At 40.2% G+C, this 12,644-nt stretch carries 9 protein-coding genes; 1 reads left to right on the forward strand and 8 read right to left on the reverse strand.

Annotation, left to right across the window (positions count from 1 at the left end; genetic code table 11):
- Positions 1-26: 26 nt before the first annotated feature.
- From ACWPVF_RS06680 to ACWPVF_RS06700, 5 genes are all read right to left on the reverse strand, one after another.
- Complete coding sequence (locus ACWPVF_RS06680; RefSeq protein WP_454385320.1) at positions 27-1,685, reverse strand: P-loop ATPase, Sll1717 family; 1,659 nt, start codon at positions 1,683-1,685, stop codon at positions 27-29.
- A gap of 90 nt (positions 1,686-1,775) precedes the next feature.
- Positions 1,776-2,537, reverse strand: a complete 762-nt coding sequence (locus tag ACWPVF_RS06685) for a DUF6261 family protein (protein ID WP_454385322.1) — start codon at positions 2,535-2,537, stop codon at positions 1,776-1,778.
- A 25-nt stretch (positions 2,538-2,562) separates the two neighbouring features.
- Positions 2,563-2,775, reverse strand: coding sequence for a hypothetical protein (locus tag ACWPVF_RS06690; RefSeq protein WP_454385324.1), 213 nt, complete (start codon positions 2,773-2,775; stop codon positions 2,563-2,565).
- A 406-nt stretch (positions 2,776-3,181) separates the two neighbouring features.
- Positions 3,182-6,172: a type I restriction endonuclease subunit R gene (locus tag ACWPVF_RS06695; protein WP_454385326.1), complete on the reverse strand. Its 2,991-nt coding sequence runs from the start codon at positions 6,170-6,172 to the stop codon at positions 3,182-3,184.
- 75 nt (positions 6,173-6,247) lie between these two features.
- Positions 6,248-8,893: a DEAD/DEAH box helicase family protein gene (locus ACWPVF_RS06700; RefSeq protein ID WP_454385328.1), complete on the reverse strand. Its 2,646-nt coding sequence runs from the start codon at positions 8,891-8,893 to the stop codon at positions 6,248-6,250.
- Between the two features lie 136 nt (positions 8,894-9,029).
- On the opposite strand from ACWPVF_RS06700, the gene ACWPVF_RS06705 reads away from it, so the two are divergent.
- Positions 9,030-9,656: a TVP38/TMEM64 family protein gene (locus ACWPVF_RS06705; protein ID WP_454385330.1), complete on the forward strand. Its 627-nt coding sequence runs from the start codon at positions 9,030-9,032 to the stop codon at positions 9,654-9,656.
- A 38-nt stretch (positions 9,657-9,694) separates the two neighbouring features.
- Here ACWPVF_RS06705 and ACWPVF_RS06710 read toward each other — a convergent pair whose 3' ends face one another.
- The 3 genes from ACWPVF_RS06710 to ftsE form a co-directional block, all read right to left on the reverse strand.
- Complete coding sequence (locus tag ACWPVF_RS06710; protein ID WP_454385332.1) at positions 9,695-10,849, reverse strand: MFS transporter; 1,155 nt, start codon at positions 10,847-10,849, stop codon at positions 9,695-9,697.
- A 179-nt stretch (positions 10,850-11,028) separates the two neighbouring features.
- Positions 11,029-11,955 (reverse strand): permease-like cell division protein FtsX, encoded by a 927-nt coding sequence (gene ftsX / locus ACWPVF_RS06715; protein ID WP_045615357.1) that lies wholly within the window; start codon positions 11,953-11,955, stop codon positions 11,029-11,031.
- Complete coding sequence (gene ftsE / locus ACWPVF_RS06720; RefSeq protein ID WP_004251332.1) at positions 11,948-12,640, reverse strand: cell division ATP-binding protein FtsE; 693 nt, start codon at positions 12,638-12,640, stop codon at positions 11,948-11,950. Before ftsE ends, ftsX begins: the two co-directional genes overlap by 8 nt.
- Positions 12,641-12,644 lie beyond the last annotated feature (4 nt).

The raw sequence follows: 12,644 nt of genomic DNA on the forward strand, positions 1-12,644 counted from the left end.
ATATTTACCCTTTAAATTAAATATTATTATCTTTTCTTCTTTCTTTTCTTAATTTTTGAAGAATCTTTTTTAACCCTATCTATATTAAATTCACTTTTATAATTTCGATACATTAAAGTATACTCTTCATGAAAAACAAAAGAACTCACCTCTTTTATTAAAGGCTTTTGATTCGAATAGCTTTTTTCTTTAGAAAACCAATGCCAATTATTATTTAAATCATGAAATCCTATTACGCCCGCTTCATAAAGCAAGGTGAGAATTTTATCTTCATTATCTATTACATTTGGTATAATTGGTTCCTTTTTACAAAACTTTTCATAGAGTTCAACAAAAGTTCTTCTGTTAAAATTCTTTTTTATGTTGTGTTTGCTTAAATAAGAAAGAAATTCATTTAAAACATAAAAGTCGTTTTTATTCATATATACAGATAGATGTTCTTTAAGTTGATTTTTCAAATATTCCTGATATCTGTTCCTAAATTCGAAACTTATTAGAGACCTATCGTTAAATGAACTATTTGTTTCAATTGATAGATTTTCTTTTTCTATATCTAATAAAGTGTTGAGGATTGATATAATATCTCGAGGCTTATATTGCGTGTATCTTAAAATTTGAACAAAAGGATCCAAATCTTTGGTTTTCTTCTTAATAGTAAATGGAAAATAGTGATTCCAACTTTCACCAACTTTTTTTTCTTTAATCTGTTGTTTGTTAAAATAATTATCAGCTATTAAGAATATTGAAGAATTTTTATAATTTTCATCTGTAGTATGCCAATCTAAAGAGACGGAATTGTTTGTAATTTTCCCAGACATATTATGAGTATCAACATTCCACAATAAATCTGGTCTAATTAAAAGGATTACTCTTAAATTTAAATTATTAAAATTACAACGATTAATTTCAATAATTGCATTAACTAACCCTTCTATACATTCCATATAATGTTCAAATGCAATTGATTTTGGTCTAACATCTATACCATCGATAAAAAAATTTATAGGTTTTGAGATATTAATATCTCTTAATATCTCTTCACTTTTTAACAACAAATTATCTAAGGGAGTTGAGGAGTTATTTTCCGTAAATTTTGACTCGGATGATGTCTTTTGTTTAAAACTCACTCCACCTTTTAAACCAATTTTCTTATTATCAGAATTTAGATTAGTTGTATCTTCTTTGTCATTTTGAATAACCATTTCTATAGCTTTTACAAAATCTGGAACATACGCTACGTTACTAAAATTATTATTATAACACTCAATTCGTTTTATAAGTTTTCTATATCGAATTCGACTAAAAAATGAACTATTTAATTCAGAATGCAGTGTATGGAATAACATAAAGTAAATGATATTTTTCCATATTTTTTTATAACTTGTCGCTCTAAGTTCTTCACTAATCTTCATGCTGATAAATCTAGAAAAAACATCCTCATCTACCATAGATAATTTCGATAAGGTTTCTCTTTCATTATTACAGAAATAAGCTGCATAAGCAGTTTTTCCAGATCCCTTTTCCCCAATAATAAAATATATATTACGTTTTTTTATTTCATCGTAAAATTTATCTGCAACAAAAATTTTGTGAAAAAGACTTTTTATATTTTCATCTTGACCAAAATAAAAATTGTATGCATCGTCATCAACCTTTTCCAATTTTTTAATAAGTTTAAAATTCATAGACTATACTCCATCTTTTATATAAATTAAATTATATCACGAATCTACCAAAAAACGTCTTTAGATAATAATATATCTAAAGACGTTTTTTTATCCTGTTACTGTTATTGATTCTTCTACTTTTACTTTCTTATCCTTCTTACTTGAACCAGTTAATCGTCTTTTGCTATCTCGGACTGTATTCAAGTTTTTGAGAAGCAGGGTAAGGTGATCTTTTTCAGGATACGCTTCTGCACTTGCTGCAGTATAGCGCATAAAGAGGTCGTAGATACTAGTTAGTTCTGTGCGGACTTGCTTGGTCTTTCCGACTTCCTTGGCAGACTTATGCTCACGCGCCTGACTTTCGACCTTATCATACTCCTCTTGCGCATTAGTCACCGCCATTAACATAGGGGTCAGACCTAAGCTAGTCACTGCAGTTTGATAGGGTTCTTCGCTGAGTGTTTTGAGAAGACTTTTGATTTCAGCCGTTTCAACGTCGTTACTATGCTTAGTAATATCCTTATACTTACTGAATACTGGCTTAATTATCTCATAGGCTTCCTTAAATTTGGTTTCCTTAATCTTAGCAAATCCCCTATGGATAGTAAAGAGACCTACTAGAGCACTATCTCTTTCCTGATCCACTTTTGTAAGACTAGTGGACTCTTTCTTCTCTACACTAGCTAGCTGATTTTGAAATTCCTCTAGATTTGATTTGAAGGTTCCAAGGTGCTTAGCATACATATCTTCATCCTTCTGGACTTCAGTAAAAATCTCAAGAATCTTATAAGTGTCAATCATCAAGCTTTCAAACTCACGATTAGTAAAGTTGCTATAAGTAAGTGGGTGAATGTTATATTTTTTTGTCATGGATGTTACCTTTCTAGCTAATCTTTTATTTTTTCATATTATCCAAAATGTACATAATCAGTTCTGGAAGTCCTTCCTGCTTTTCATCTGATTTCACAAAAATTCTATGCTGCTCAGATTGAATCCAGCTATCCTCCTTTATTACGTTAATTTTAAATAAACTAGTGACTAGAATTAATAACCCAATTATCACAATTGAAGAGAAGAAGTCTTTTAATTTTTCTTTATATTTCTTCATCTATTTCTCCTTTAAGTTGATAAGACAATTCTAACAATTATCCGAAATATTTTGACTTCCATCCGCTCAACTGTTTAATTTATCAGCTCAACAGTACTTTTTTAACATATTTCATACTTTCACCCGATAAAATGTGCATTTTAGAAATTAAAAATCCCTATCTGACTCGGCACATACCCTGTCTGTCAGATAGAGACTTTTATTATTTTTAGATTTTAACTTTTCTAGCTTTAGAACACATATAAACTTTAGTAAAAACAACTATTCGAAAGTTCGAAACTATCAAAACTCTCTCAGATAGGTCATCCAAAACTTAGTTTACTTGTAAATTTATGTATTCTTTGTAATTCTAAGCCTAGAATACTCATAAACCTTAGGAAGTCTTTATCCTAAAAACTTCAAAAGGCTATCTCCCAACCCTCAACGGCTCAATCACATCTTCTATCAGTTGGGTATAGGCTTCTTTGATTTGTTTTTTATAGAGGAGTGGGTTGAGGGCATCTGTCGCCTCAACTTTATAGTCCTTGTAGCGCTGACTCTTAGTCAGTTGACTTTCTCCTAGTTGCTTTTTAGCTCCCTTGCGGTAGTGATTGACATAGTAGCGGAGTTCATCTTCGCCCACATACCAGGTCTTACTAAAGTCTTGGATATGCTGCTGGATGACTGCTTCAATCATCTGGTCAAGGATATTGGCGATGGATTGACCTCTGTAGCGGTCTGGATTTGCCTGTACTTCTTGCCAAAGTTCTGAGATGATCTGTGCAAGGTTTGGATTGGTCTTCTTCAGACTTTGGATATAGGTATCCACTGCTTCTCTATCCTGTGCACTGAGACTCTTTTCCTGACTTTGCTCTTGCTCGATCAGACTTTGGATCAAGGTCAAGATATAGGCGTAGTTGATCTCATCTACTTGGATAGACTCTAGTTCATAGTGAATATCCAGTGGCTCCCCATCCTCATCACCATCTTCTGAACGACTTTTAAGTTCGGCAAGGATATTTTGATAGAAGCCTAGATAGGTTTCCAATTCTTCTGCGCTTAGTCCAGTCTCTGCATAGATTTCTTCCTCGTCATACTCTTTATAAACTCGGATAGAAGCCAAGTATTTATCAAAGGATTGATAAGCCTTGGCTAGTTTTCTCAATTCAGGTGTAGAGATTTGCTCGATTTGGAGTCCTTCTTCGGGATCATCGATGATGAGGTTTTGGAAGTCGCTACAACTTCTCAAAAAGTTTCTCTTTTCTTCTTCCCAGCTTGGTGCTAGGACATCATTTTCTCCACCATTTGAGTAAAGTTTGAGGGCATTATCGACTGCTTCCTTAAAGGCTAGAGGCTTTTGGAAGGTGATGATATGCCCATAGGTCTTACTAGAATCAAAGATCCGATTGGTTCGACTAAAGGCTTGTATCAAATCCTGCGGTTGCATGGGCTTTCTGTCGATAAAGAGAGTCGATAGACAAGGCGCATCAAATCCTGTTAAGAGACGATTGACCACGATAACTAAGTCCAACTGTTCATTGCGATAGAGATACTTATCTTGTTTTCTTGCTAAGCGGTTATTGACATCGGTATTGAAGCCACGAAGATCCGCCATGGTAAAGTGAGTATCAAACTCTTGGTTATAGTCCTCTAAGACCTGCTTCATGTGGTCTTGGTTGGCTCTTGAGTCTTCTTCATTCTCCGTAACGGAGTAGGTGATAGTCGCCTTTGGAAAGTCAGGAAGGACCATCTTGACTCTCTCAGATACCTTGACTCGTGTCTGTCCAGCCTTGACTCTTTTGAGAAGGTCATAGTAGGCTTGGGCTTGAGGGATAGACTTGACAGTCAGGATAGCATTGTAGGTATTGCCCACTCCTTTTTGGAAGCCTAGTTGTTGGCGTGATTTATTGATAATAGCATCCAAGACTTCCAGCATGTGTTCCTCATTCTCATAGACGGTATCAGGTATTTCATTTTCAGCCTGGTCTGTGATGAGGGTATTGCGATAATCTACCTTAAAGCCTAGGACAGCTCCGTCATGGATGGCTTCCTTGACTGTATACTCATGGAGACGGTCTCCATACTGTTGCTGGGTGGTTTGGGCTAGATCGACGACCTGCTGGCGTTTGTTTTCCTTAAAGATAGGCGTTCCTGTAAATCCATACCAGAGAGACTGTGGGAAAAAGACTTTAATATCCTTTTGTGTTTGTGGTGTCACGGCACGGTGGCATTCATCCACGACAAAGGCCACTCGGAGTCCCTTGATTTTGTCCGCATCTCGTTGGTAAAGACCTTGGTCAAACTTGCGCATCATGGTAGTGATTTTCTGTATAGTGGTCACCACGACACGCTTATCATTACTTCCTAAACGCTTGACTAAATCATGGGTATTATCTGTCTCATCGATATCTATGACGTCATTGGTCGCATAAGAGAGGAAGGATGAAGTGGTTTGTTGGTCCAAGTCTCTGCGGTCAACGACAAAAATCGTCTTTTGGATCGATGGGATTTGAAGGAGATTTCTCGCTACCTTATAAGAGGTCAAGGTCTTCCCTGAACCTGTCGTGTGCCAAACATAGCCTGATGCTTGTTGGCGAGAGGCTTCCTGCACCGCTTCGATAGCATGGATCTGATAGGGGCGCAAAAGGATGAGAGATTTCTTGCTATCATCAATGACAGAATACTGCATGACCATCTGATGGGCACGAGGGATCGAAAGAACCTCGTGAGCAAAGCTGGTCAGATTTGTCACTGGATGATTGTCCTTATCTACCCACTTGGTTAGAAATTGCTTGTTGAGTTTATTTTCACGAGCTGCAGCGATATAGCGAGTATCTACTTTGTTCGTCACAACAAACATCTGCAAGCTAGAGTAGATGCCACGGAATTTCCCTTCACGATCATATTTTTTAATTTGGTGAAAGGCATCGATAAATGCTGCTTGGGAACTCTTGAGCTCAATTTGAATCATGGGTAAGCCGTTTATAAGTAGGCTAACATCCAATCTACGGTCTTGGTCCAGGGGATTTACTTTTTCTCGTTGGACTTGATTGACAACTTCGTAGCTAGACTTTCCTGCTGCGATATTGTCTCGCCAAATGACTGACAAACGGATGGTACCTAGACTTGCATCTTCTCTTTGAACTTCGACCTTGGCAATGCCATTTTCACCGACCAACCACTTAGCAGCATCATAGTAGCTAACAAAGTTTAGTTGGTTCTGAATCTGGCGTTTTTCCTGTTCTGTCAAGGGATGGTCTGCTAGCATAGCAACGTTGTTTTGGGCTAGTTTCTCAAAGAAATTGTCCCATAGTTGTTCTTCTGTTTTTAGGTCTTCTCGATAAGTCCATTGGCTTTCACCAGTTACCAGCTGGTTTATCAGTTGTTTTTCTATTTCCAGTTCTGGTTTTACCTGCATCTATATTTCTCCTTTTGGAAACCGCATTCTTCCTATCATTATATCATATTACAGGCAGAAAGCGCTCACTTCCTTTTATTTCAAAGCACTTTTGACCTTTTTCTTGGTGATGATGCGGTCGTTTTTGTTGGCTAGGGATTTGAGTCTGGCTTCGAGCAGGATTTTTCGGCCTGCTTCGTTGCGGGTGTAGACGAGTTGATAGTTGCCTATGTGCGGTGCGACGGCATTCTGGAAGAGCTGGGCATCTTCCTTACGTTTTTCAAAGAGGCTAGGCACTACGAAATACTTGGATTGACCTGCTGGTGCTTTTTGAGCGACTAAGAGGTAGCGTTGATTGTCCACTGGGGCAAAGAATTCTCCTAAAACCTTTGAAAAAAGCTCCTTGTCTCGCATGCTTCCACCTTTTAGATAGGCAAAGACGTTAAAGCTGTCCTTGTCCTCATCGACCTGCACGCGCGACTGGTCATCAGACAAATGTCCGGCAGTCACCATGACTTTGCGAATAGCTTCACCGATCTGGTGCAAGCGTTTATAAGGACTCTTGTAGCTGTAATAGCGAAAGGCTGTGATAGCTAGGAAGAGGACACAAAGAGCTGTCAACCATGGCAAGGCAAATAAGGTTAGTCGAACGACATAAGCCAGGAGACTAATGGCAAATACCATCAGAGCGTAGCGAAGCCACTTTTCAGCATCCGCTAGGGCAAGCAGAGGAATTCGTTTGCTGTCGGTCGCTACTTCATTGACAATCTCAATCTTGTCAGCAACAATGAGAGATTCCTGCCATTTTTTACGAAGGGAGGCACGATCTTTGGATAGTTCCATGATCTTCTCGTTATAGTCTTCGAGTTTCTTTTTCTTAAATGGGAACTCAGGAAAGTTCAAGCGATCCAGACCTGTTTCAATGGTATCTTCCTTATAGGACAAGCCAAGGAAATGGTCCATACGACGGGCAAGGGTTTGTAGGTCCTGATATGGATTGAGGTCTAGTTCCTCTTGTTCTTCCTTAGAAAAGGCTGGATTTTTGTACGGTTTGATGGCTACTAGGTGCCAGATATTACTAGTCTTATCTGGATGTCCTGGCCAGATACGGATGGCACGGCCTCGCATCTGATTGCTGAGCATAAAGCTTCCGACAAAACTTCCGAGGATGAGAGAGTTGACGCAAGGTGCATCCCATCCTTCTCCCAAGAGAGACTTGGTTCCGACCAAGACCTGGATAGAACCACGTTGGAAGAGCTCAGTCACTGCTGCGACCATCCCCTTAAAGCTGGATGGAAAGCCTACCTGGAGATAAGTACCTTGATCGAGTTTTCCAATGGGAGTGAAGCTTAAGCTAGTGTTTGGGATGAGTGCTTGAAGTTCAGCCTTGACACTGGTAGGTATGATCACGACACTACCTGAAAGGACTGCTATAGGGACAGAAATACCTTGTTTTTTTGCACTTCTGCGAATGGTTTCAAAATAAGGGAGGACACCTAATTGGGTGATTGGCGCTTGGTCATCTCCCAGATAACTAGCAAAATCCTTACGGATATAGTCCGCTAAGACTAACTGTCTCAAGTCCTGACCTAAACTGGCATACTCAGTTTCAAAGATAGATGCGATGCCAGCCAGTTTTCCTAGAGATTGATTGAGGATTTGGTCATTGGTCTTGGATTTGACCAAGAAGACCTGACGTTTTTCAATCAGTCCTCTTGATTTCAACTCGGCTTCTATCTTTTTCTTTGTCTCCTGTGGATCCTCATACCAGTCGGGCGTCTGATAGAGAAGGTCTTGCAAGAGAACTTCTAGCCAGTAGTAATTAAGAGCAGGCAAGCCTTCCGCCCCCAGTAAATCTCGTAAGTGCTTAGGAATTTCTAGCTTTTGAGCCTGTAGATAAATGAGGAGAGCTGAAAGATACTTGGGATCTTCCAGGAGCATATCCGCAGAGATTTCCCCTTTAAGAACCTTGGAAGACCTAATGAGCGTCTGAAAATCAGGATCAACCACTAGTTGACTGACATACTGCCACTTGGTATCCTCAAATTCTTCCAGGCGCTTGTCTTCTTCCTTGGTCGGAAAACAGATATAGACAAAGTCCTGATGAGGGCAGAGGGTGTCTTCTTTGACTAGCTCTGGCACTGTGATTTCTTGGTCGATCTCGCCACACATCTGGAGATAGCGATCCCAGAGTTCTGGCTCACTGTCATAAGGCGGCGTTGCCGTTAGAGAGATGACTTGCAGTTGTTGGTAGTTTTTACGGAAGTCTTCTAGGCTTTTCCACCATTCATTTCTCAAGTGATGGCATTCGTCCAGGCAGAGGGTTTCGACACCCCTTTCCTTGAGTTTGGCTAGCAGGTCAAAGCCGACAAAGTCCTCAACTTCGCCATTATCTTCTTGCGATTGCACCTGTTGCATAGCGCTGTGAAAGGCTTGATAGGTGGCGATGGTGATTTGCTTCATATCCTTGAGATTTTGAGACACGAGACTTGTGACCTGGTCCTCATCCTCTAAAAAGGCCTGACGAATCCTGTCCACCCATTGTTCCCGGATGGTAACCGTCGGCACCAAAACCAGAGCTGGCTTATCAAAGCGGGCAATCAACTCGATCCCAATGGTTGTTTTACCAGAACCTGGTGCTGCCACCAAGTGGACATGGCCATCTGCTTGGTATTCCTGAAAGTTGTCCAAGACTTGTTTTTGGTAGTTGCGCCAAGTACCGTTAAACTTCAATCCTAACATGATTTTCCTCATTCTAAGCTGTCATTTTCTTATTCCCATTTTACCATACTTGAGACTAAGTCACACGAAGTTTTCCATGTAGTCTTTCTCCTCAAAATATGGTATAGTAAAATCATACTATTCACAAGGAGTTTACATGTCATCCGATAAACAAATGAAAGCTGTCTCTCCCCTGCTGCAGCAAGTTATTAATATCTCATCTATAGCAGGCGGAGTCGGTACCTTGATTTTCTGTATCTGGGCCTATCAGGCGGGGATCTTGCAATCAAAAGAGACCCTATCTGAATTTATCCAACAGGCTGGTGTCTGGGGTCCACCACTCTTTATCTTTTTACAGATTTTACAGACAGTTGTTCCCATTATCCCTGGTGCTTTGACATCTGTTGCGGGTGTTTTCATCTATGGGCATATCGTGGGTACTATCTATAACTACATTGGTATCGTCATTGGTTGTGCTATTATCTTTTACCTAGTAAGGCTATATGGTGCGCCTTTTGTCCAATCAGTCGTCAGCAAACGAACCTACGACAAATATATCGGCTGGTTAGACAAGGGCAATCGCTTTGACCGATTCTTTATCTTTATGATGATCTGGCCTGTCAGTCCTGCGGACTTTCTCTGTATGCTGGCTGCCCTGACTAAAATGAGCTTCAAACGCTACATGACTATCATCATCTTGACAAAGCCTTTCACCTTAGTGGTTTATACTTATGGTTTGACTTATATCATCGATATTTTTTGGCAGATGCTGTCTAATAATTAAAAAAACTCAAGGATGAAGATTCCTTGAGTTTTTCTTTGTTAGGCTTCTTTTTTCAATAAAAGAGAAACGAGAACAGATGTAGCAATCATCCATGCTCCTAGAATAATAAAGGTCATTCGACCATCCTGAGTGATGAGGCCAATCCCTGAAAGGACAAATGGTGTAGCCGAAGCCCCAAAGCTACATCCTAAGACCGCAAATGAAGTTGCTTTATTGAGGAGTTTGGCAGGAATTTTCTCAGAAACCAACTGGAAGACTGTCGTCAGGGCGATGCTATAGGCAAATCCTCCTAAAACAGAACCTGCAACGACCACCCAGAGTGATGGTGCTAAGGCAATGATGATTTGCCCAATCCCAAAGGTAATACCTGCGACCAATAGAAGTTTTTCCTTAAAGGCAGAAATCAGGAAAGAAAAGCTGATTCCGGCTAAAATCCCAATCAACTGCATGGCACTAAGGACTAGACTGGATAACTGAGCATCTCCAAAGCCTGCCTCAATCATGAGACTAGGGATACGGAAGGTGATAGCTGTGTTGGTACAAACGATGACAGCAGCACCAATAGCAAGGAAGAAAATCAGCTGTAGCATGGAGCGAGTTAGTTTGGCTGCTTCTTCTGTCTTTTGCTTGGACTCATGAGCTTCTCCTTTTCCATAAGGGACAAAGAGAAGAAAGAGTACGAGAACCACTAGACCTGCTGCATAGGCTAGGAAAGTTGCTGTCCAACCAAATGCTAAAAGCTGTCCAACTGCCAATGTCAAGATAGAAGCTCCCACTACCTCAGCTGATCCACGAAAACCCAGCATCTGGATACGAGTCTTGCCATGGTAACGTTCACTGATGATAGAGATGGCCTTGGCGTTCAGCATTCCCACTCCAATCCCAAAGAGAAGACGTGTAGCAAAGACGAAGTAATAGCCCTGATACCAGAAGGGAGCGATTCCGCTGATTGACAAGATCAAAAGTCCCAGAGTCAATTGGAGGCGTTCAGGGAAAATACGCTCGAGAACTCCGTTCAATAAGAGCATAGCCATAATTCCAAAGGATGGAAGGCTGACCAAGAGTTCGACCTGGCCTTTTGAGTAGCCCTGATAATAGTCAAACATGGCTGGCAGGGCACTCGAAATTGAAAATGATGTGATTAATACTAACGATAGGGAGAGTATACTCACTTTTTCCAAAAATTGTTTCATCTTTTCCTCATTCATTGTTCATTTTTCATATTAGTAAAAAGGTCCTTTCCTATCATACACTCTTTACCCAAAATTGGCAAGCGACTGAGCCCCAAGACCAAAAGAAAAAGCGAGGCATCAAGCTCTGTGAAGTCTTGATGACGTCCCACTTTTTTATGTGTTTTATCAAGTTCTTTGACTTAGATTTTCAAGAATCGACGCATTGAGATTCCTGAACCAAGTGAACCGATACAGATTCCGATGAGGAACAAGAGTCCAATCATCACTGGAATAAAGATATCTGGTGTAATCAAAGATAGGTTTTGTCCAACCAAGGATGGGTTGACTGATTGGAATACTCGGTTATAGATAAAGTAAACCAAAACTGATGGAAGAGCTGCTCCCAACAATCCGATAAAGGCACCTTCTAGCAAGAATGGGCCACGGATATAGCCGTTTTTCGCACCAACCAAACGCATGATTTGAATCTCACGACTACGTGAAATGATAGTGATACGGATGGTATTTGAAATCAAGAAGACTGCGATGAAGATCAAGAGTCCTGCGATAACTAATCCCCAAACACGGATGAAGGAAGCCAACTTGAAGAGACGTTCAGTGTTGGCACCACCGTCTTGAACTTCAGAGACACCTTCGATTTTCTTAGCTTCTTCAGCTACTGGTTTTACATCACTTGGTGAATTGGTATCTACGATGTAGGCATCATGAAGAGGGTTTGCATCTCCTTCAAACACCTTCCACTCGTCACCCATGGTTTCAGTCAGCTTTTGGTACTGTTCTTCTTTACTTGAGAAAGTTACATTTTTAACAGCTGGCAAGGCCTTGAGGGCATTATAGACCTTGTGGTAGTCATTGTTCGTGACTGTCTGGCCTTCTTTTACAATGGTTTCACTGTTGTCTTCAACGTCTTTACGAACATAGACCATGACGCGGACGTTGTTTTCGATATCCGTTGCCAATTTTGCAGTATTGAAGATAACTGACGCAAAAATAGCAACCAAGGTCAAGGTAATCATTACTGAACTGATAGCAGCAATGGTCATCCATCCATTACGCTTTAAACTCTTTAAAGCTTCGAACAGATGGCGGAAAAATCTACTAATCATCGTATCCGTACTCTCCTTTCGCTTCATCACGTACCACGCGACCATTTTCGATGGCAATAACGCGGTGGCGTAAGGTATTTACGATTTGGCTGTTGTGGGTCGCCATCAAAACAGTTGTCCCTTGAAGATTGATACGTTCCAAGAGGTTCATGATTTCCCATGAGTTATCTGGGTCCAAGTTACCTGTTGGTTCGTCAGCAATCAATACTTTAGGATTGTTTACAATAGCACGCGCAATGGCGATACGTTGTTGCTCACCACCTGAAAGCTCATTTGGGAATGAACGAACCTTGTGCTTCAAACCGACAAGGTCCAAGACTTCCATAACACGTTTTTTGATGTTACGACGGCTTTCACCGACAACCTCCATTGCGTATGCAATGTTCTCATAAACGGTTTTCTTTGGCAAAAGTTTGTAATCCTGAAAGACTACTCCGACATTTCTACGCAAGAACGGAATATCTTTCTTTTTAATCTTAACCAGGTTATAACCTGCAACTTGCAAGCTTCCTTTGTCGATTTTGACCTCACGATACAAAGCACGGATAAAAGTTGATTTACCAGCACCTGAAGGTCCTACGATGTAGGCGAATTCTCCTGCATCGATATTTACAGTGATGCCACGTAGGGCTGTTGTCCCGTTGTCGTATTTTTTGACAACATCTCTCATTTCAATGATTGACATGTGA

Source organism: Streptococcus sp. Marseille-Q7087 (assembly GCF_965111935.1).